The organism is Azohydromonas sp., assembly GCF_035325925.1.
Classification (GTDB): Bacteria; Pseudomonadota; Gammaproteobacteria; order Burkholderiales; family Burkholderiaceae_C; genus Calidifontimicrobium.
The window spans coordinates 59,057-80,980 of record NZ_DAOKZA010000001.1 but is presented as its reverse complement, the minus strand read 5'-3'; the positions used below and the strand labels follow the sequence as shown (position 1 = coordinate 80,980).

General features: G+C 74.3%; 13 protein-coding genes. 8 read left to right on the top strand and 5 right to left on the bottom strand.

The genetic code is table 11. The annotated features are described in order from the left end of the window. Positions 1-14 precede the first annotated feature (14 nt). From PKC53_RS00310 to PKC53_RS00295, 4 genes are all read left to right on the top strand, one after another. A complete protein-coding gene (locus PKC53_RS00310; RefSeq protein WP_324425095.1) occupies positions 15-1,808 on the top strand; it encodes a methyl-accepting chemotaxis protein in 1,794 nt (597 codons plus the stop codon). Between the two features lie 27 nt (positions 1,809-1,835). Continuing rightward, the gene (locus PKC53_RS00305) at positions 1,836-2,354 is read left to right on the top strand and encodes a chemotaxis protein CheW (protein WP_324425093.1); all 519 of its coding nucleotides are present in this window, start codon (positions 1,836-1,838) and stop codon (positions 2,352-2,354) included. A 47-nt stretch (positions 2,355-2,401) separates the two neighbouring features. Beyond that, a complete protein-coding gene (locus PKC53_RS00300; RefSeq protein ID WP_324425092.1) occupies positions 2,402-4,135 on the top strand; it encodes a methyl-accepting chemotaxis protein in 1,734 nt (577 codons plus the stop codon). A gap of 361 nt (positions 4,136-4,496) precedes the next feature. Continuing rightward, entirely contained in the window at positions 4,497-4,970 is a 474-nt protein-coding gene (locus PKC53_RS00295; RefSeq protein ID WP_324425090.1) for a PA domain-containing protein, read from the top strand. A 224-nt stretch (positions 4,971-5,194) separates the two neighbouring features. On the opposite strand, the gene PKC53_RS00290 is transcribed toward PKC53_RS00295, so the two are convergent. Continuing rightward, positions 5,195-6,619, bottom strand: a complete 1,425-nt coding sequence (locus PKC53_RS00290; protein ID WP_324425088.1) for a choice-of-anchor D domain-containing protein — start codon at positions 6,617-6,619, stop codon at positions 5,195-5,197. A gap of 725 nt (positions 6,620-7,344) precedes the next feature. Further along, on the bottom strand, positions 7,345-9,915 hold the full coding sequence (locus PKC53_RS00285; RefSeq protein WP_324425086.1) for an FtsX-like permease family protein: 2,571 nt from the start codon (positions 9,913-9,915) through the stop codon (positions 7,345-7,347). 116 nt (positions 9,916-10,031) lie between these two features. Here PKC53_RS00285 and PKC53_RS00280 point away from each other — a divergent pair, with 116 nt between their 5' ends. Further along, positions 10,032-10,679 carry a trimeric intracellular cation channel family protein gene (locus PKC53_RS00280; protein WP_324425378.1) on the top strand — a complete coding sequence of 216 codons (648 nt, stop codon included), beginning with the start codon at positions 10,032-10,034 and terminating at the stop codon, positions 10,677-10,679. Between the two features lie 24 nt (positions 10,680-10,703). Continuing rightward, positions 10,704-11,135, top strand: coding sequence for a DUF1841 family protein (locus tag PKC53_RS00275; protein ID WP_324425084.1), 432 nt, complete (start codon positions 10,704-10,706; stop codon positions 11,133-11,135). A gap of 10 nt (positions 11,136-11,145) precedes the next feature. Here PKC53_RS00275 and PKC53_RS00270 read toward each other — a convergent pair whose 3' ends face one another. From PKC53_RS00270 to PKC53_RS00260, 3 genes are read right to left on the bottom strand one after another with little or no spacing between them, the layout of a single operon-like run. After that, on the bottom strand, positions 11,146-12,798 hold the full coding sequence (locus tag PKC53_RS00270; protein ID WP_324425082.1) for a response regulator: 1,653 nt from the start codon (positions 12,796-12,798) through the stop codon (positions 11,146-11,148). Continuing rightward, the gene (locus PKC53_RS00265; protein WP_324425080.1) at positions 12,795-16,238 is read right to left on the bottom strand and encodes an ATP-binding protein; all 3,444 of its coding nucleotides are present in this window, start codon (positions 16,236-16,238) and stop codon (positions 12,795-12,797) included. The genes PKC53_RS00270 and PKC53_RS00265 overlap by 4 nt, the downstream gene beginning before the upstream one ends. Continuing rightward, a complete protein-coding gene (locus PKC53_RS00260; RefSeq protein WP_324425078.1) occupies positions 16,235-17,356 on the bottom strand; it encodes an HD domain-containing phosphohydrolase in 1,122 nt (373 codons plus the stop codon). Before PKC53_RS00260 ends, PKC53_RS00265 begins: the two co-directional genes overlap by 4 nt. Before the next feature lie 190 nt (positions 17,357-17,546). On the opposite strand from PKC53_RS00260, the gene PKC53_RS00255 reads away from it, so the two are divergent. Together PKC53_RS00255 and PKC53_RS00250 are read left to right on the top strand one after the other, a co-directional pair. Next, positions 17,547-21,242, top strand: a complete 3,696-nt coding sequence (locus PKC53_RS00255; protein ID WP_324425076.1) for a PAS domain S-box protein — start codon at positions 17,547-17,549, stop codon at positions 21,240-21,242. Beyond that, complete coding sequence (locus PKC53_RS00250) at positions 21,239-21,883, top strand: response regulator transcription factor (protein WP_324425074.1); 645 nt, start codon at positions 21,239-21,241, stop codon at positions 21,881-21,883. Before PKC53_RS00255 ends, PKC53_RS00250 begins: the two co-directional genes overlap by 4 nt. Positions 21,884-21,924: the final 41 nt, after the last annotated feature.

Genomic DNA, 21,924 nt, shown 5'->3' with positions numbered 1-21,924 from the left:
AGGAAGTCTGCCCGATGAACCCCATCGTCCACCTGCTGCGCCAGTTCAGCATCCGCACGCGCATGCTCGGCGCGATCGGCATCGTGCTGCTGCTGCTGGCCGTCGTCGGCGGCGCCGGCCTGTGGGGCATGTTCCGCATGCAGCAGGTCAACCACGCGATCTCGGACCACGTCGTCGCCGAGGCGGCGCTGGCCGGCGAGCTGCGCTCGGCGATGGGCGACCTGCGCCGCTACGAGAAGGACATGATCATCAACTACGAGCGCACCGAGCAGGTGCTGGCGTACCGCGACAAGTGGCGCCAGACCGTCGCGCGCACGCTCGAGCTGATCGAGCGCATGCGCGACGGCGGCGACGACGAGGACAACGCCGTGCTCGCCGAGCTGCGCCAGCGCGTCGAAGCCTACGCCGCGGCCACCGAGCCGGTGGTCCGCCAGCTCGAGGCCGAGGGCTACGACACCGCGACCACCGCCGACCGCATGATGGCGCGCGCCAAGGAGCATGTGGACGCGTCGCAGGCGCTGCTGGCCAGGCTGACGACGCTGCTCGCCGCCGAGGCCGACGCGGCGCGACGCTCGGCCGCCGACGCCGAGCGCGAGACGCTGGCGCTGTTCGCCGCGGCGCTGGCGCTGGCCGCGCTGCTCGTGGTGCCGCTGACGCTGGCCAACATGGCCTCGATCTGCGGGCCGGTGGAGCGCGCGCGCCGCTTCGCGCACGACATCGCCACCGGGGATCTCACCGGCCGCATCGAGGTGCGAGGCCGCGACGAGACCGCGGCGCTGCAGCAGGCGCAGCGCGAGATGCAGGCCGCGCTGGCGCGCATCGTCGGCCAGGTGCGCGGGGCGGCCGACAGCATCCAGGTCGCCAGCGGCGAGGTCGCCAGCGGCAACGCCGACCTGAGCGCGCGCACCGAGCAGACCGCGAGCAACCTGCAGCAGACCGCCGCGTCGATGGAGCAGCTCACCGGCACGGTGCGCCACAGCGCCGACGCCGCGGCGCAGGCCAACCAGCTGGCCTCGTCGGCGGCCGACGTCGCGCAGCGCGGCGGCGCGGTCGTCGCGCAGGTCGTCGCGACGATGGGCGAGATCGACGCCAGCTCGAAGCGCATCGCCGACATCATCGGCGTCATCGACGGCATCGCGTTCCAGACCAACATCCTCGCGCTCAACGCCGCGGTCGAGGCGGCGCGCGCCGGCGAGCAGGGCCGCGGCTTCGCGGTGGTCGCCGGCGAGGTGCGCAGCCTGGCGCAGCGCAGCGCCGAGGCGGCCAAGGAGATCAAGGCGCTGATCGGCACCAGCGTCGAGCGCGTGCACGAAGGCACGAGGCTGGTCGGCGAGGCCGGCGCGACGATGGACGAGATCATGGCCAGCGCGCAGCGCGTGAGCGACATCATCGGCGAGATCAGTGCCGCCGCCGGCGAGCAGAGCCAGGGCATCGGCCAGGTCGGCGCCGCGGTCTCGGAGCTCGACCGCATGACGCAGCAGAACGCCGCGCTGGTCGAGCAGTCGGCGGCCGCCGCCGAGAGCCTGAGGGACCAGGCGCAGCGCCTCGCCGCGGTGGTCGCGACCTTCCGCGTCGACGGCGTGGCACCGGCACCGGCACCGGCACCGGTGCCCATGCCCATGCCCTCGTCCGCGCCCGCGTCGGCACAGGTCGCCGCGCAGGCGCTGCAGCGTGCGCGCCGGCCGTCCGCCCCGCCGCCCGACCGCGCCGCCGGCCGCGCCGGCGACCGCGCCGCCGTTGACCCCAAGGCCGCGGTCGCCACCGACCGCGACGCCGCGGCGGCCGCCGCCGACTGGCAGACCTTCTGACCGCACCCCCCGACCGAGGACCTTGCGATGGAGATGATCCACGAAACCACCCACGTCGCGCGCGCCGAGGCCGCGCGCCGCGCCGCGCAGGGCGAGTACCTGACCTTCCGCCTCGGCGACGAGGAGTACGGCATCGACATCCTGCGCGTGCAGGAGATCCGCTCGTACGAACCGCCGACGCGCATCGCCAACGCCCCGGCGTTCCTCAAGGGCGTCGTCAACCTGCGCGGCGTCATCGTGCCGATCGTCGACCTGCGGCTCAAGCTCGGCTGCGAACGCGCCGAGATCGACGGCTTCACCGTCGTCATCGTGCTCAACGTGCGCGGCCGCGTGGTCGGCGCCGTGGTCGACGCGGTGTCCGACGTGCTCGAACTCGGCGCCGAGCAGATCAAGCCCGCGCCCGAGCTGAGCGCGCAGATCGACGCGCGCTTCATCACCGGCATCGGCACCGTCGGCACAGAGCAGGCCGCGCGCATGCTGATCCTGATGGACATCGAGGCGCTGATGACCAGCGCCGACATGGGCCTGATCGACCGCGCCGGCTGACGCCCCGCGGCCCGCCCCGCCTCTGCCAAGCCTCCCCGGAACGTGAAATGAAACTCTCGATCGCGCAGCGCCTGTGGCTGCCCACCCTGGCCATGGCCGCACTGGTCGCGCTGCTGTTCGGCGCGACGCTGATCCACACCCGCGGCCAGATCGCGCACGGCGCCCAGCTCGAGCAGGCGCAGCAGGCCAAGCTCGAGGCCACGCTGCGCTGGGCCGGGCTGACCGAGACCAACGCCGCGCGCGTGCTGGCCAGCCTGCTGTCGGCCGACCCGGCGGTCGAGGCGACGATGGCGCCGCAGATCCAGGCCACCACGGCGAAGATCAGCGAGTTGCACAAGCAGGTCGACGCGCTGTCCACCGACGACGACGAGAAGGCCGCGCTGCAGCGCGTGGCCGCGACGCGCAAGGCCTACATCGACGCGCGCAACGCCGCCGCGAAGCTCAAGGCCGACGGCCAGGCCGATGCCGCCGCCGCCGCGGTGCGCGACAGCGTGGCATCGGCGATCGCCACCTACGTGCAGGCGCAGCGCGACTTCGCGACGCTGCAGCAGCAGCGCTGGGACGCCATGCGCGTCGACAACGCGCAGGCGCGCGAGGCCACCGTCTGGCGCGTCGCCGCGGCGGTGTTCGCGATGCTCGCGCTGCTCGGCACGGCCACGCGTTTCGCGGTGCGTGCGATCGTGCGCCCGCTGCGCGAGGCGGTCGAGCACGCCCGGCGCATCGGCGCCGGCGACCTCGCGGTGCCGCTGCACAGCGACCGCAGCGACGAGATCGGCGACCTGCTGCGCGCGCTCGCGCAGATGCAGGACAGCCTGCGCCGCGTCGTCGGCGAGGTGCGCGCGTCGACCGAAGGCATCCGCCTGGCCAGCAGCGAGGTCGCCAGCGGCAACCAGGACCTGTCGTCGCGCACCGAGCAGGCCGCGGCGAGCCTGCAGCAGACCGCGGCGTCGATGGAACAGCTGGCCAGCACGCTGCGCCACAGCGCCGACTCGGCCGCGCAGGCCAACCAGCTCGCGGTGTCGGCGTCGGGCGTCGCGCGCCAGGGCGGGCAGGTGGTGGCCGAGGTCGTCGAGACGATGCAGCAGATCCACGCCAGCAGCCAGAAGATCGCCGACATCATCGGCACCATCGACGGCATCGCGTTCCAGACCAACATCCTCGCGCTCAACGCCGCGGTCGAGGCGGCGCGCGCCGGCGAGCAGGGCCGCGGCTTCGCGGTGGTCGCCGGCGAGGTGCGCAGCCTGGCGCAGCGCAGCGCCGAGGCGGCCAAGGAGATCAAGGCGCTGATCGGCACCAGCGTCGACAAGGTCGGCACCGGCACCCGGCTGGTGGCCGACGCCGGCAAGACGATGCACGAGATCGTGGCCAGCGTGCAGCGCGTGACCGACATCATCGGCGAGATCAGCGCCGCAACGCGCGAGCAGAGCACCGGCATCGGGCAGGTCAACACCGCGGTGGGCCAGCTCGACCAGGTCACGCAGCAAAACGCCGCGCTGGTCGAAGAAGGTGCCGCGGCCGCCGAGAGCCTGAAGGACCAGGCGCTGCGCCTGGCCGGCGTGGTCAGCACCTTCCGGCTGGCCGAAGGCGGCGCACCGGTGTCGAGCGCGGCGGCCGAACGTGCGCCCACCCCGACGCCCGCCCGGCCGCCCGCGATGCCGCCGCGCCCCGCCGAGCCCGCCCGCGCGCCGACCAACGCGAGCGCAGCGACCGACACGAAGCCGACCCGTCCCGTGCCGGTGCTCGCCGACGCGATCGACGACGGCGACTGGCAGCAGTTCTAGGCCGTCCGGCGTTTCGCGGCGGGCACTGGGCACACCACGGCCCGCCCCGCCGGTCATCTGCAACCATCCCGTGGCGACCGCGGCGCCGATGTCGCGCCTGCGGACCGCAGCCGGCCCGTGCCGATTCGCTGAGCCCCGATCGCGCGCCGTTCGTCGCTGCGCACGTTGATCGTTCTCGCGAAGGTCGCCGTCGCGCTCGGGATGTCCCGCCGACGTTCGACGGCGGCGCGCTTCGCGGCCTGGCCAGGACCCTGATCCCGCCGCCGCGGCGCCGCTGATCGCGGCCGTCGGGTCGGCCACCATCCTGTCGCAGCCCGGTCCCCTGAGCATCCACCATGTCTGCGGTGTCGACGTCGACCCGATGCGCTGGTCGGGCAACGGTGACGTCACGGCCGCGGTGTCGGCCGCCGAGCTGCTGCCGGGCCTCGGCAATACCGACACGAGCGGCTGCAACGCCGCGGACTTCGCGGGTTTCGCGGCCGGGAACATCGCGCTGGTCCAGCGCGGCAGCTGCGCCATCGCCGTCAAGGCGACGAACGCGCGGACTGCCGGTGCCTCGGATGCATTGATCTCCAGTCCGGGAAACGCCGACCCCGTCGACAGGCTCGGGCTGCTGTTCGGCTCGCTGGGCGAGGCCTTCACCCTCGACATGCCGGCGGTGGGCCTCCCCTACGCGCTGGGCGTCGAACTGGCAGGCACACCGGGGCTGACGATGCGCATGGAGGTCGATCTCGACGACCCGATCCGTCCGGTGCCCGTCCCGGCCCCGGCCGGCCTGCCGCCGCTCGGGATCGGCCTGGCAGCGCTGGCCAACGCCCACGGCCGGCGCGGCTGAGGGCGCCGGCCTCACTGCCGCGGTACGCCTCGGGGGGTGCCGTCATGGGGCAAGGGAAGGGGTGCGGGTCGGCCGGCTCGGCGCACGGCGACGGCTGCGACGCCCTGTTCACGCGCTTCCAGCGCTGCCGCAGCCCGTTCCCCAGATCCGTCTCGGGCATTTCGAGGGCGTTCGAGTTTCCTGAGCCCCCGATCGAGCCGCGACGTCAACGGCTGAACCTTGGTTCAGCGGGTCGCACGCAAGCTTGCGCGGCGGCGGGTGGCCGCGAGCACTGACAACGCGACGATCGCTGCGGCGAGCGATCCCGGTTCCGGCACCGTGCCGCCCCGGGCCACCCCGACGCCGACGAAGGAGAAGGAGGCCTGCTGCTGGTTCACGAGCAAGGTCGTCGTGAACGATGCCAGACCCAGGGACTGTGGCGTGAACTCGTAGGCGACCTGGCAGCCCTCGCCGGGATCCAGCGTGATGCCCTGGCAGTTCTGCACGCCGCCGAACACGCCCGCCGCGCCGCCGGCCAGACTCAACAGTTGCTGCGCCCCGCTGACATTGATGATGTCGACGATCTGCGCCGGCGAGGTCATGCCGAGTTCGACTTCACCGAAGTCGAAAGCGATCGGTGTGATGAGGAAGGGATCGATGCCCGCGCCCTTGAAGCTGAACGTCGCTGGCTGGCCGTTGACCTCGAGCGTCGTCGTGCCGCTGGCGGGGCCATACTGCGTGGGCGAAAACGCGTAGTCGACCTGGCACGAGGCTCCCGGCGCCAGGGTCACGCCCTGGCAGTTCTGCACGCCGCCGAACACACCGGCCGCACCGCCGGCGAGGTTCAACGTCTGCGGCGTGCCGCTGACGTTGGTGATGGTGACCGTCTGCTTCGGGGAGGACGCGCCGAGCGAAACGTTGCCGAAGTCGAACTCGAGCGGTGAAATCGAGAACACCGGGCCACCACTGCCGCCGAAGCCCTTGAACGAGAACGACGCCGGCTGGCCGTTGACCTCGAGGCTGGTCGACCCCGTGACGGCACCCGTCACCGCGGGCTTGAACTCGTAGTCGACCTGGCACGAGGCACCGGGTGCGAGCGTGACGCCCTGGCAGTTCTGCACGCCGCCGAACACGCCCGCGGCACCCCCGGCGAGACTCAGCAGCTGCGGCGAGCCACTGACGTTGGTGATGGTGACGGTCTGCTTCGACGACGTGCCGCCGACCGCGACGTGGCCGAAGTCGAACGACAACGGGCTGATGCGGAAGGCCGCGACGCCGTTGCCTTCGAAGGCGAAGGTCGCCAGCTGGCCGTTGACATCGAGGCTGGTCACACCGGACACGGGCCCCAGGGTCGTCGGTGTGAAACGGTAGTCGACCTGACAGGAGGCGCCGGAAGCGAGCGTGACGCCCTGGCAGTTCTGAACACCACCGAAAACGCCGGCGGCACCCCCGGCGAGGTTCAACGTCTGCGACGTGCCGCTGACGTTGGTGACCGTCACCGTCTGGTTCGGCGAGGTCGACCCGAGCGCGACATCACCGAAGTCGAACCCGGTCGCGGTGACCAGGAAGGGCGCGGCGGATGCCGGCGACACCACCGCGACAATGACCAGCGCCCGGCACAGCGCAGCCCGAAGATGCCGGTGTCCCAGTCGCGATGATCGCGGCCCCATGTGCAGCCCCCCAATGTCCTGGTTGCACCGCCGGTGTGCATTCTTCGTGCCAGCCTGTGTGTTCGTTGTCGGACAAGGACTTAGCGCGACGCAAGCACTCAGATGTCAAGCTGGCCGACATGTGTCTTCCGGGGCCGCGCAATCGCCGACCTTGCCCTCGAGTCACTCGAACGTCGGCCTGGAGGGCTGCACGGCGGCCTCGATCGCGCACGGCTGGCGGCCCCGACAACGATCCGGCGCCCCCGTCGAGCGGCTGGCGCAGGTCGGCGCCGCCCAGGAGGTCGTGGATGTGCGCTGGCGCGAGCAAGTCGGTGGCGTCGGCCTCGCGTCGAGCCACTGCGCTCGGCAACGTCGGGCTGCCGTCGAGCAGGCCGTCGACTGCCGAGATGCCGACCTGGGCGATTTGCAGTCCTCCCAGGAGCCGGTGAAGTCCCGAGGATCGCGCTGGCCTGCAATCACGGTCGCAGCCTCCGCCGTCGAGACGCCGCGGACGACGCGCGCGCGCGCCCTCCCCGGCGCGCACGACGCGCACGTTCAGCCGGTCGGAGAAGACCTGTGGCGCCGTGGGCTGCGCGCGCGGCTGGTCGTCGAAAGCGGCGTTCGAGGTCGCGTACCCGTTGCGCATCCGGCTCGGCTCGTGCGCCGGCGGCACCCCGAGGTGGATCTACGGAGCCTCTTCGTGGCCCGAGCGGCAGGCGCCGCAGCAGGTGCGCGCGTCGTTCACGTCACCCCTCGCCGGCACGCCGCAGCGTCTCGATCACCGGGCGGCGCAGCACCTCGCGCAGCCCCCACCAGCCGGCGCCCAGCGCCAGCAGCGCGCCGGCGACGCCGCCGGCCAGCGGCACCCAGGGCTTGGCGTTCCAGTCGAACTGGAACGCGTAACGCGCCAGCGCCCAGCCCACCGCGACCGCGGCCAGCGACGCCAGCACGCCGGCGAGCGCGCCGACACCCAGCAGCTCGGCGCGCTGCACGCGCGCCAGCAGCGCCTTGCCTGCGCCCATCGCGCGCATCACCGCGAACTCGCGCGCCCGCGCCTCGCGCGTCGCGCTGACCGCGGCGAACAGCACCACCAGCCCTGCCGCCAGCGTGAAGCCGAACAGGAACTCGACCGCGCGGATCACCTGGTCGAGCACGCGCTGCACCTGCGCGATCGACGCCGAGATGTCGACGTTGGTGATGTTCGGGAATTCGCGGCTGAGCGCGCTGTCGAAGCCCGGCCGGTCGGGCGCGCGGAACGCGCTGATGTACGTCGCCGGCAGGTCGGGCATCTCGGCGCGCGGGAACATCACGAAGAAGTTCACCCGCATCGACGCCCAGTCGACCTTGCGCACGCTGGTGATGCGCCCCTCCCGCGCGATGCCCGCGATGTCGAAGCGCAGCGTGTCGCCCACCGTCACGCCGAGCGACTGCGCCAGCCCCTCCTCGATGCTCAGCGCGTCGCGCTCGTCGGCCACCCAGCGCCCGGCGGCGAGCTGGTTGTGCGACGGCATGCGCGCGTCGTGGCTGAGGTTGAACTCGCGCTCGACCAGGCGCTGCGTGCGCTCGTCGGCGTAGTCGTCGGGGTCGACCGCGCGGCCGTTGATCGCCACCAGCCGGCCGCGGATCATCGGGTACCAGTCGTAGCGCGTGACGCCGGCGTCGGCCAGCACGGCGCGGAACGCCTCGCCCTGCTCGGGCTGCACGTTGATGACGAAGCGGTTCGGCGCGTCGGGCGGCGTCGCCTGGCGCCAGCTGCCGATCAGGTCGGTGCGCAGCAGCACCAGCAGCACCAAGGCCAGCAGCCCCACCGATAGCGCCGACACCTGCAGCACCGCGAACGCCGGGCGCGCGGCGATCTGCCGCGTGGCCAGCACCAGCCACCGCGGCGCGCCGGCGTCGGGCACGGCACGCTGCAGCAGCTTCACCGCCAGCCACGACAGCGCCGCGAACAGCGCCACCGCGGCGGCGAAGCCGCCCACCGCGATCAGCCCGAGCCTGACGTCGGAGGCCACCGCCAGCAGCAGCGCCGCGAAGCCCAGCGCGCCGGCCGCCAGCACCGCCGCCGACGCCGGCTTGAGCGCGCCCACGTCGCGGCGGATCACGCGCAGCGGCGGCACGCGCGCGAGCTGCAGCACCGGCGGCAGCCCGAAGCCCACCAGCAGCGTCAGCCCGACGCCGACGCCGAACAGCGCCGGCCACGCGGAGGGGGCCGGCAGCGCGGCGTCGACCAGCCCGGCGAGCAGCGCGACGAACACCTGGTGCAGCGCCAGCCCGAGCGCCACGCCGGCGAGGCTGGCCAGCAGGCCGACGGCGACGAACTCGACGCCGTAGGCCAGCGCGATCGAGCGCTGCGACTGCCCGAGCACGCGCAGCATCGCGCAGTCGTCGAGGTGACGGCTGGCGAAGTCGCGCGACGCGATCGCCACCGCCACCGCGGCCAGCAGCGCCGCCAGCAGCGCGACCAGGTTCAGGAACTTCTCGGCGCGATCGAGCGTGAGCTGCATCTCGGGCCGCCCCGACTCGAGCGACTCGATGCGCACCGCGCGCAGCCTGTCGCGCTCGACGCGCTGCTGCGCCCACTGCACGAAGCGCGCCACCGCGGCGTCGCCGTCGCGCCCGCGCGCGTCGTCGGCGGCCACCGCGAAGCGGTGGGTCACGCGGCTGGCCGGCTGGATCAGCCCGGTGACCGGCAGGTCGGCCACGTGCATCAGCACGCGCGGCGCGAAGGCCATGAAACCGGCGCCGCGGTCGGGCTCGACGGCGATCACGCGCTCGATGCGCAGCGCCGCGTCGCCGAGCAGCAGCGCGTCGCCCACCGCCAGCTGCAGCGCGTCGAGCAGCGCGGCGTCGACCCACACGCTGCCGCGCGCCGGCGCCGCGTCGGCCGGCAGCGCCGGTGCGTCGGGTGCGGCGCGCACCGTCACCCCGCCGCGCAGCGGGTACGCGTCGCTGACCGCCTTCACCGCCACCAGCCGCGTCGCGCCGCCGTGCTCGTCGTTGGCGCGGCCCATGCTGGGGAAAGCGGCCGTCGTCGCGGTGCGCAGGCCGAGCGCGCGCGCCTGCTCGGCGAACGCCGCCGGCAGCGGCTTGTCGCTGGCGATCACCGCATCGCCGCCGAGCAGCGCGCGCGCGTCGCGCGCCAGTCCCTGGGCGAGGCGGTCGGCGAAGAAGCCCACCGCGGTCAGCGCCGACACCGCCAGCAGCACCGCGACCACCAGCAGCCGCAGTTCGCCGGCACGGAAGTCGCGCAGCGTCTGGCGCAGCGCCACCGTAAACACGGACACCGGGGACGACGCGCTGGGCAAAGGGGTCGGCATGGGCGCACTGTACGGGCGCGGCGGCGTCGGCGCCGGCGTCGGGCTTTGCCCGGCGGGCGCCGACTCGCCGCCGGCGACAATGCGCGCATGTGCCCCGCCCCGCCCCCGCCGTGCCGCTGACCGAGGCGCCCTGGTGGTCGCTGTCGACCGCGCACACCGTGCTCGAGGCCACCGCGACGGCGGCGTTCGCGCTGTCGGGCGTCATCGAGGGCGCGCGCAAGCGGCTCGACGCGGTCGGCGTCAGCGTGGTCGCGATGCTCGCCGCGTTCGGCGGAGGCACGCTGCGCGACGTACTGCTCGACCGGCGCCCGTTCTTCTGGGTGCAGCACGCCGGCTACGCCTGGGGCGTGCTGGCGCTGGTGGTGGCGGCGATGCTGTTCATGCGCGCGCGCCACCTGCATCCCACCGAGCGCGCGATGCAGTGGCCCGACGCGCTGGGGCTGGGGCTGTTCGCCGCCAGCGGCACGCAGATCGCGCTGGCCGCGCAGATGCCTTCGCTGGTGGCGGTGCTGATGGGCGTGATGACCGCGGTGTTCGGCGGCGTGCTGCGCGACATCGTGTGCAACCAGATCCCGGCGACGTTCAGCGACCACCGGCCGTACGCGGTGTGCGCCTTCGCCGGCGGCTGGGTGGTGGTCGCCGCGAACGCCGCCGGCGTCGGCGACACGACCGCCCTGCTCGCCGGTGCCGCCGCGGCGATGGGTCTGCGGCTGCTGGCGCTGGCGCTGGACTGGCGCCTGCCGGCCTGGCGCACCGACGACTGACCGCCGCGCCCGACCGATCCGACCATGTTCCAGCCCTCGCAGCACGACGTGCGCCGCTTCTTCTGCGAGGTGCTGCGCAAGCAGCGCGCCGGCGAGCCGATGACGCCGATGGAGGCCGTGGCCGCGCCGTGGGTCGCCGAGCACCCCGAGTACCACGCCGAGCTGGCCGACGTCGACGCCGCGCTGGCGGCCAGCTACACGGTCGACGACGGGCGCCCCAACCCGTTCCTGCACCTGAGCATGCACCTGTCGATCAGCGAGCAGGTGGCGATCGACCAGCCCGGCGGCATCCGCCAGGCCTTCGGGCTGCTGGCCGCGCGGCTGGGCTCGGCGCACGCCGCGCAGCACGAGGTGATGGAGTGCCTGGGCGAGATGATCTGGGCGTCGCAGCGCTCGGGCCTGCCGCCCGACGGGCTGGCCTACCTCGACTGCGTGCGCCGCCGCGCCACGCGCTGAGGACGCCGGCTCACGCCGGCGTGTCGGCCGGATGCGCCCGAGCCGCGCCCAGGCTCAGCTGCACCCCGTAGCGGCGGTAGCGCCGGTTCAGCCGCTCGATGCTGCCGGCCAGCGCCGGCGCGTCGCCGATGCGCTCGCGATGGCGGTCCAGCGTGTGCTTCGCGAGGTCGAGCAGCTTGGCGTTGCGCGTGCGCTCGCCGTGCGCCATCAGCTCGACGACGGCGCGGCGCGGGTCGCCGCCCACCGCGTGCGCCACCGCCGCCTCGGCCGCATCGCAGATGCCGGCGTAACGTGCGCGGATCGTCGACTCGAACCCGTCGACGCCCTCTCCCGCGCGGCACATCAGCTCGCACGACGTGCGCGACACCGCGAAGCGTTCGGCCAGCGAGGCGACCCACTGCGGCCAGTCGTCGAGCCTGACCTCGCGCGCGAGCAGCCGCGCCAGCGTCGACAGCAGGTTGCACGCCGCCTCGAACTCGTAGTCGTCGGCCTGCATCTCGAGCACCGCGCGCTGCGCCAGCGTCACCGCGTCGGGCACTCGCCGTTCGAGCAGCGCCGCCAGCACCGCCAGCGTGTCCTCGAAGCGCCGCAGCCGCGCGCTGTCGGGATGGTCGCGGCGCGCCGCCTGCAGCGCGCGCAGGCACTGCAGCAGGCCGCGGCGGTCGCCGCGGTCGAAGTGCAAGGTGCCCAGCAGCACCAGCGCCTGCAGGTCGAACACCTGCGAGTTCAACCCCAGTCGCATCGCCTGCTGCAGCGCGTGCGCCGCCTCGTCGGGGTGCCCGTGGTAGAACGCGAGCACGCCGAACTTCAGCGCGCGCGTGACGTTGCCCGGCGTCAGCGCCAGCGCGCGGCGCAGCGCCGCGACGGCCTCGGCGCTCTCGCCCTGCTCGAGCAGCAGCCGGCCCATCACGTCGTACGCGTCGGCGTAGCCGGGCTGGTCCGACAGCAGGCTCTCCAGCGTGCGCCGCGCCTTGCGCACCGCGCCGGCCTCGTACTCGCTGCGCGCGATGCCCAGCCGCGCCCAGGGCAGCGCCTGCGTGGCGACCACCGCCTCGAACAGCGCGGCCGCGGCGCGCGCGTCGCCGAGCCGCAGCCACGCCTCGGCACCGATGCGCGCCGCCGCGACCCAGTGCTTCTGGCGCTGCCGCACGTGCAGTTCGCACAGCGTCGCCGCCACCTTCCAGCGCTGCTGCTCGACCAGCGCGAAGATGTCGGCGAGCGCCGCCTTGCGCTCGAAACCCTGCAGCAGGCGCTCGCGCAGCGCCTGCTCGGTGTGCGGTTTGATCAGGTACGCGTCGAGCGCGACCTCGGCCGCTTCGGCGATGCGCGCGTAGCTGGCCTCGCCGGAGATCATCACCGTCACCGTCGACAGCGGCAGCAGGTTCGCCAGGCGCAGGTCGTCGAACAGGTCCTGCCCGGTCATCGGCTCCGGGTCGAAGTCGTACTCGCTGACGACCACGTCGAAGCGTTCCTGCTCGATGCGACGTCGCGCGTCCTGCACGCGCGAGACCTGCACGACGTTGCCGATGCCGAAGTCGCGCAGCATCCCCGCCAGCGCGGAGCGCGACGCCGGGTTCGCGTCGACGACGAGCGCCTGACACCTTCCCGGCGCACGCCGCGCGACGCCGCCGGGGGCGCGTTCGGGTGCCGACACCGCGGTCACGCCGGCGCCTGCGCCGGCGCGTGCAGGACCGCGACCAGTCGATCGCGCGCCGACTCGAACTCGAACGCCAGCACGCGCTCGACCAGCTCGGCGCCGCGCCCGCCCAGGCCGCACTCGATGGCCTCGCGGTGCTCGACGACCAGGTCGCGCGCATCGACCTCGCCGCGTTCCAGCCGCGCCTCGAGCTCGCGCAGCAGCGCCACGAGGCCGCGCCGGCTGCCGGCATCGTCCGGCGCGGGCGCCGGCGGCAGTTCGCCGGTCACCGTCGGCGGCTCGTCGTCACGGCGCAGCGCTTCGTAGACGCGGGCGTAGAACTCGCGCGCTTCGAACGGCTTGGCGACGAAGCCGTCCATGCCCGCATCGAGGCAGCGGCGACGGTCGTCGTCGAACGCGCTGGCGGTGACGGCGACGATCGGCAAGGTCGCGCCGGCGCCGCGCAGCCGCCGCGCGGCGCCGGGCCCGTCGACCGTGGGCATGTGCAGGTCCATCAGCACGAGGTCGAAGCGTTGCTGCAGGCACGCCTGGACCGCCGCTTCGCCGTCGCCGACGCCGACGGCCTCGAGCCCGGCGGCCTCGAGCATCGCGCGCGTGATCTCCTGGTTGACCGCATCGTCGTCGGCCACCAGCACGCGCCGCCCCTTGTGGCGCTGCCGCAGGCGTGCGAGCGCGTCGCGTTCGAGCGGCCTGGAGTCGCCTGTGCCCGCGGCCGCGGTGAACTGCGCGGTGAACCAGAAGCAGCTGCCCGCGCCGGGCCGGCTGCGCACGCCGACGTCGCCGCCCATCATGGTCGCCAGCCGCCGCGTGATCGCCAGGCCGAGGCCGGTGCCGCCGTAGCGCCGCGTCGTCGACGCGTCGGCCTGCGCGAACGGCGCGAACAGCCTGGCGACCTGCTCCGGCGCGAGGCCGATACCCGTGTCCTCCACTTCGAAGCGCAGCTGGTGACGCCCCTCGCACGCGGGCAGCGCCTGCACCCGGATCGCGACCGCACCCTGGTCGGTGAACTTCACCGCGTTGCTCGCCAGGTTCAGCAGCGCCTGGCGCAGTCGCGTGGGGTCGCCCACCACGGCGCCGGGCAGGGTGGCGGCGTCCACCGACAGGGTGAGCCCCTTCGCGTCGGCCTGCGTCGCGACGAACGCCCGCACCTGGTCGACCACCTCGCGCGGGTCGAAGCGGACCTGCTCGAGCGTCAGGCGTCCGGCCTCGATCTTCGACAGGTCGAGGATGTCGTCGATGATCGCCATCAGGTGTGCCGCGGCGCGCTCGATCTTCGTCACGCGATCGGTCTGGTGCGCGTCGCCGCTCGCCGCGGTGAGCAGCCTCGACAGGCCGACGATCGCGTTCAGCGGCGTGCGGATCTCGTGGCTCATGTTGGCCAGGAACTCGCTCTTGGCCAGGTTGGCCAGCTCGGCGCGCCGCGTCGCCGCGGCGAGCTGCTCGGTGCGCTCGATCACGCGCCGCTCGAGCTCGGCGCGCGAGCGTTCGAGCGCCTCCTGTGCCGCGCGCCTGTCGCTGATGTCGAGATGGATGCCCACGGCGCGCACCGCGAAACCGGCGCCGTCGCGTTCGACCACGCGGCCGGCGTCGAGCACCCAGAGCCAGTGGCCGTCGCGGTGGCGCAGGCGCAGCTCGCAGCGGTACGACGGGGTGGTCCCGTCCAGATGCGATTGCAGTTCGGCGCTGACCCGCGGCCAGTCGTCGGGGTGGACCAGCGCGCGGAACGAGTCGACGTGCGGATCGACGTCCTCGGCACGATATCCCAGCATCTCGGCCCAGCGCGCGCTGTACTCGACCCGTCCGCTGGGCACGTGCCAGTCCCACATGCCGAGCTCGGCGCCGTGCAACGCCATCGCCAGGCGCTGCTCGCTGCGCGCCATCGCCTCGGCGCTCTCGCGCTGTGCCGTGACGTCGCGGGCGATGGCGTAGTGCCCCACGTGACGGTTGTCGGCGTCGCGCAGCAGTCCGCGCGTGACCGAGAACATGCGCGCGCCCGCCGGCGTCGACCAGACCTCGTCGCGGCAGGTCGCGCGCCCCGATGCGTGCTGCGCCGGCACGCCGAGCATCGCCTGCGGCAGCAGCCCCGCCGCCGGCGTGCCGCACCGGGGCACCGAGTCCAGCCGCGCGATGCGCGCTGCCTCGGCATTGCAGAACAGCAGCCTGCCCTGACGATCCTGCACGACGACGACCACGCCGGCGCTGTCGGTCACCGCATCGAGCAGTTGCAGGGTGCGCAGCCTCTCGGCGTGGTGCTCCTGCTCGCGCTGCGCGTGGGCCAGGGCCTCCTCGCGACGGCGCAGCCGCACCATCGCCCCGACGATGATCAGCGCCAGCACGCCCGACAGCGAGATCCACACGCTGTCGCGCAGCATCTGCGCAAACGCCGCGTGGTCGTCGGAACGCACCACCACCCACCAGCCGGCGTCGGGCACCGCTCGCAGCACGGCGGTGTAGGGAGCGCCGTCGCGCAGCCGCAGCGTCGGCGGCAGGTCCGACGACGAAGGCAAGTCGCGGATCCACGGCGTGCCGGGTTGCAGCGCCTGCACCTCGACGGCGTCTCCCGCCGCGCCGCCCGCCGACGCGAACGCCTGCCAGCGTGCACCGTCGCGCACCAGCAGCATCGCCTCGAGGTGCTGCGCGGCCAGCTCGCCGGACGACAGGATCGACGCGAACGCCGCCGATGCGTCGAAGCGCACCGCGAGCACCGGCGCGCGCGGGCCGCCGTCGCCAAAGGGCGCGGCCACGTCGACGACGACGCGTCCGTCGGCGTCGAGCCGCGGGTCGGCGACGACGACCTCGCCGCGCCGCGCCGCCCGGTCGACCGCGGCAAGCAGCGCCGGCGGCGCGGCCGCCGCGTCGTTCTCGCCGTCGCCCCACGTGTGCCGACCCCTGTCGTCGAACAGGCTGACCGCCAGCCACCCCCGCGGTCGCCGCAGATCTGCCGGGCGCGCCGGGTGCGGCGCGTCACCCGCCGGGACGCCGGCGCGGCCTGCACCCGTCAGCGACATGCCGGCGCCGATCGCGCCGACCTCGGCGATGCGCGCGTCGCGCCAGCGCTGCAGCGCCCCGCTCGCGGTGTGCAACTGCAACTGCATCGCCGCCGCGCGCCTGCGCTCGTGGATCTGGTAGGCGTCGAACGCGGCGACGGCCACCAGCGCGAGCACGGCCGCCAGCGCCAGCACCTCGACGAGCCTGCGTCCGCGCGTCGGCACGCGATCGGCGCCGCGTGGCGCCTGCCGTGGCTCGCGCCCGAGCAGGCGCCACAGCAGCCACGTGGTGACCGCGACGAACAGCCAGCCCTTGAGCGTGCCGGCGAGCTCGCGCACCCCGGCGTCGGCGACGAGCTGCGCGAGCAGCCAGTCGGAGCCGAGGATCCACAACAGCGCGCCGATCGCGTACAGCGGCACCACGTGCCAGCGCGGCGCAGGCGTCGTCGACGCGCTCATGTCGCCGGTGCGGGCTCGGGCTCGGCGAACTCGCGCGCGACGGCCACCAGCGGGTCGAAACGCACGCGGAAAGCGTCGACGACGTCCGGGTCGAAGTGGGTCCCGCTGTCGGCGACGATCATGCCGAACGCCTGCTCGAAGTCGAAGGCGCGCTTGTACACGCGCGGCGAGATCAGCGCGTCGAACACGTCGGCCACCGCCATGATGCGCGCCGCCAGCGGGATCGCCGCGCCGACCAGCCCCTGCGGATAGCCGCCGCCGTCCCAGCGCTCGTGGTGCGACAGCGCGATCTGCTTGGCCGTGGCGAGGAACTCGGCCGAGCGGTCGGTGTCGCGCTCGGCCAGCTCGATCGCCTTGGCCCCGATCGTCGTGTGCGTGCGCATCACGCGCCACTCGTCGACGCTCAGAGGCCCCGGCTTGAGCAGGATGCGGTCGGGGATGCCGACCTTGCCGATGTCGTGCAGCGGCGCGGACTCGACGAGCAGGTCGATCGCCCGCGCGTCGAGCGCGGCGGCGTGCTGCGGCCGGCGCGACAGCTCGAGCGCCAGCTCGCGCACGTAGCCCTGGGTGCGCAGGATGTGGTTGCCGGTCTCGGGGTCGCGCAGCTCGGCCAGGTGGGCCAGCGCGCGGATGCCGACCCTGCGCGCCAGCACGCACTCGGCCATGCGCTGCCCCAGCTCCTGTGCCAGCTGGTCATTGTGCGCGCGCAGCTGGCGCCGCGCGCGATGCGCCTCGAGGTGCGCGCGTACCCGCGCCAGCGCCACCAGCGGGCGAATCGGCTTGCACAGGTAGTCGACGGCGCCCAGCGCCAGCCCATGTTCCTCGTCGGTGTCGTTGCCGCGGGCGGTGACGAAGATCACCGGGATGTCGGCGGTGGCGGCGTCGCACTGGAGCCGGCGCAGCACCTCGTAGCCGTCCATGTCGGGCATCATCACGTCGAGCAGGATCAGGTCCGGCTGCGGCGCCTGAGCCGCGTAGCGCAGCGCCACCGGACCGCTGTTGGCGGCGCGCACGGCGTACCCGGCCTCACGCAGCAGGTCGCTGACGACCAGCAGGTTGTCGGCGACGTCGTCGACGACGAGCACGCACGCGCGCGCATCGGTGGAGCGGACAGACACGGTGGGGCAGCAAGATCGCAATGGACGTGCGACATGATCGGCCCGGCCCGCCCGCGCGCGAGGCATGCCGGCGCCGCGTCGAGGCGCCCCGCACACGCAGCGTCAAGATTCCCCTACATTGGCAGGCGCGCCGGGCGCGAGCATGCGGGCCGTCGAGCGTCGGGCGCGGCGCAGGAGGCGACACACCGCGATGGCCATGACCCGCAGCCGCCCTGATGGCGACGACCGAAGCACGGCGGCTGCGGCGCGCTGGCCGCTGCCGGTGCGCTACGCCCTGCTGCCGGCGCTGGCGGTGGTGGCGACGACCGCCGTCTTGCTGGTCGTCACGCGCACGCTGCTCGTCGAGGACCTGTCGCGGCGCACGCTGCTGCGCGTCGAGCACCGCGCGGCCACGCTCGCGCGCGAGCTGGCCGACGCGCTCGACGCCCGGGTGCTGCAGGTGCAGTGGCTCGCCCGCTCGCCGCGGTTGCAGGGTCAGCCCCCGGCCGAGCGCGTGCGCGCCGAGCTCGAGTCCCTGACCGGCGCATCGGGCCAGTTCGTGTGGCTGGCTCTCGTGTCGACCGCCGGGCAGGTCGTCGCCGCCACGCAGGGCCGGCTGGAGGGGCAGTCGATCGCCGACGACCCGGCGTTTCGACGCGCACGCACCGCCGGCTGGATCGGCGTCGTCGACGCCGCGCCGTCGGGTCAGCGCACGACGCCACGGCTCGACATCGGCGAGCCGGTGCACGACGCGCAGGGCCGGTTGCTGGGCGTCCTCGTCGCGCAGGTGGACGCCGGCGGCATCGAGCGGCTGCTCGAGGCGGCCACCGGACCGGCCGCCGTCGCGCGCGAGTTCGGGCTGCAGGCGCACCTGCTGTCGCGCGCCGACGGCCGCAGCGTGCTGAACACCGCGCCCCCGCCGGTGCTGCCGGCCGCGCCCGGCCCGGCCGGCGGCGTGCGCGACGCCGATGGGCGCAGCCACTTCGCCGCGTCGCGCGACCTCGGCGGGTACGCGGGGGCTGCGCTGCCCTGGCGTGTGCTGGTGCTGCAGGACCGCGACGTCGCGCTGCAGCCGGTGCAGGTCGTGACGCGCTCGATGCTGGCGCTGGCCACGCTCGCCGCGCTGGCGCTGGGATTGGCCGGCTACCTGCTCGCGCGGCGGCTGCTGCGCCCCTGGGACCCGGTGTTCGACAGCGTGCTGGCGCGCCTGCAGGCGGCGCCGCAGCCGCGGTCGATGGCCGAGGGCGTCGACGCCATCGCACGCGAGCTCGCCGCCGCCCCGGCACCCCCCGGGCGCGAGACGCTGGTCGGCCGGCTCGCCCGCGGCGCGCGCGAACTCAAGCGCGTGATCGACCACCTGCCCGTGGGCGTCGCGCTGGTCGACCGCGACCTGCGCGTCGAGTACCTGAACCCGAGCTACACGCGGCTGCTGGGCTGGACCACCGAGCAGGTGCGCGGGCGCCTCGCCGCCGAGTTCCTGTTCGACGCCGTCGAGCGCGGCGAATTCCTGCGCCTGTTCGACCAGCTGGCCGAACCGCCCGGCGAGGTCGCGGCGCGCTTCGACGCGCTGCGCCCCGATGGCGGCCGCGTCGCGGTGCAGTGGCAGCTGGTGCCGCTGGTCGACGCCGAGGGCCGGCTCGACGGCGCGATCGCCGTGGTGCAGGACGTCCGCGCCGAGCGCATCGCGCGTGCCCGCGCCGACGCGCTGGCCGGGCGGCTGCGTGCGCTCGCCGACGCCGCCGTCGACGACCTGCTCGCGACGCTGGACCGCGAAGGGCGCGTGCTCGAGTGGAGCCGCGGTGCCGAGCGGCTGAGCGGCCGCGCCGCGTCCGAAGCGATCGGTCGCCCGCTGGCCGAGCTGGTCGACGCCGGCGACGCCGTGGCCGGCTGGCTCGAGCAGGCGTTGCGCGCCGGTCACTGCGCGGTGGCCGCGGCGTCGGGCACCGCCGACGCCCGCCCGCGTTCGCTCGAGGGTTCGGTGTACGCGCTCGGCCTGGCGCCGGGGTCCGCGCGCTACGGCGTGATCCTTCGCGACGTGACCGAGCAGCGCGAGCTGCACCACGCGCTCGAGCGCAGCGAAGCCCGGCTGCGCCTGGCGATCGAGGCGGCGCACATCGGCACCTGGGACGTCGACCTGGACACCCCGGAGCCGCGCCTGGCCTGGTCGCCCGGCTACGAGAAGGTGTTCGGCGTGACCGCCGAGCGGCTGCCGCGCACCGTCGCCCAGACCTTCGAGGCGGTCCACCCGGACGACCGCAGCGCGTTGCGCCGCGCCGTTCGGCGCGCACTTCGCCGCGACGCGCCGCTGAGCGTCGAGTTCCGCGTGGCGCATCCCCAGGGGTCGCGCTGGCACGCGATCCACGGTCGCGCGCTGCGCAGCGGCGGCCGCGCGCGGCGGCTGGTCGGCATCGGCATGGACGTCACCGCACGCAAGCAGGCGGAACTGGCGCTGCGCCGCAGCCGCGAGCAGCTCGAGCGCGTGGTGCAGACGATGGCCGAGGGGCTGGCGCTGATCGACGCGCGGGGGCACTACACGCTGGCCAACCGCGCGGTGCTGCGCATCCTGGGCATCGGCGCCGCGGACATCGTCGGGCAGCACTTCGAGCGCGTGCCGTGGCAGCGCGCGTGGCCCGGCGGCGGCGAGCTCCCGCGCGAAGCGCATCCTTTCGAGCGGCTGCGCAGCGGCGAGGCCGAGGTGCGCGGCCTGGTCGTCGCCATCGAGCGGCCGGATGCGCAGCGACGCGTCGTGTCGCTCAATGCGTTTCCGCTGCACGACGACGCCGGCGGCTTCGCCGGCGCGGTGATCACCTGCAACGACATCACCGAGCGCCATCGCGCCGAACAGGCACTGGCCGACAGCCGCGCGCGGTTGTCGGCGATCGTCGACGGCGCCAGCGACGCGATCGTCTCGATCGACGCGGCCGGGCGCATCACGCTGTTCAACCCGGCGGCGGAACGCATCTTCGGCGTCCCGGCCGCCCGGATGATCGGCCAGCCGGTGCGACAGCTGGTTCCCGAACCTGCGCAGCACGCACACGACGCGCAGCTGGCGGCGTTCCTGCGCTGCGCGGTGGCGCGACGCCCGATGGGCGCGGGGCCCGTTCAGGCGCGGCACGCCGACGGGCGCGCGGTCGAGCTCGAGGCGTCGATCTCGAAGGCGGTCGTGCACGGGCAGCCGGTGCTGACGGCGATCCTGCGCGACGTCACGCAGCGCGTGGCACACGAACGCGCGATCGAGGCCACGCGCAGCGAACTGATGCAGCTGACCCAGCGCCTGCTGGCACAGGAGAAGCAGACCACCCGCCGGCTGGCGCAGGCGTTGCACGACGAGCTCGGACAGACGCTCAGCGCCTTGCGCCTGCACTGGGAGGCGCTGCCGGCGCCCGTCGGGCCGCCGGCCTCGCTGCAGCACGGCCGGCTGAGGACGCTGATCGAGGCCGCGAACCGCCAGATCCGCAACGTGCTCGGCGATCTGCGCCCGCCGCTGCTCGACGACCGCGGGCTGGCCGCGGCACTGGACAACGAGCTGCGGCGCCAGCGCCCGGTCGACGAACGGCCGGCGCTGCGGCTCGAGGTCGCCGCGCGACTGGCCGATCACCGCTGGCCGGCCGATGTCGAGTACGCGGCGTTCATGATCGCTGATCGCGCGCGAGGCGCTGGCCAACGCGCTGCAACATGCCCGGGCGTCGAACATCGTCGTGCATCTCGACGGCGACGGCGGCGAGATGCGGCTGGCGATCCGCGACGACGGCGTCGGCGGCGTGCCGGCGTCGACCTCCAGCCGGCCCGGGCACCTGGGGCTGGTCGGCATGCGCGAGCGCGCACTGGCCATCGGCGCGACGCTGACGGTGCACGGCGAGGTGGGCCGTGGCACCATCGTCGGGCTTGTCTGGACCCCTGCCGATGAGCCGGATCTACCTGATCGATGACCACGCGATCGTGCGCGACGGGCTGCGCCTGGTGCTCGGCGCCGCAGGCCACGAGATCGTCGGCGAAGCGGCCGGCCCGACACCGGCGCTGGCCGAACTGGCGCGACTGCAACCCGACATCGCGCTGCTCGATCTGCGCCTGGGTCAGCGCTCGGGCCTGGAGCTGCTCGCCGAGCTGCAACGCCGGCAGCTGGCGGTGCGAGCGATCGTGCTGACGATGTCCGACCAGCCGCGCCACGTCGCCGAGGCGATGCGCCACGGCGCCTGGGGCTACCTGCTCAAGGGTTCGCCGAGCACCGAGCTGCTGCAGGCCGTCGACGCGGTCGCCGCCGGCCGGCGCTACCTGTCGCCGCAGGCTGCCGAGTTCGCCGCCAGCGTGCTGACCGGCGACGCGCCGGCGTCGGACTCGCTCGACGCCCTGTCGCCGCGCGAGCAGCAGGTGCTCGTGATGGTCGCGCGCGGCGCGTCGAGCGCGACGATCGGCGAGGCGCTGCACCTGTCGCCGAAGACCGTCGACACCTACCGCAGCCGGCTGATGGCCAAGCTCGGGCTGACCGACATCGCCGCGGTGGTGCGCTGGGCGATCCGCGAGCGGCTGCTCGACGCCGCCGAGGACTGAGCGCGGCGCGCCGACGGCCGCACGTCGGCTCCCGGGTTAGA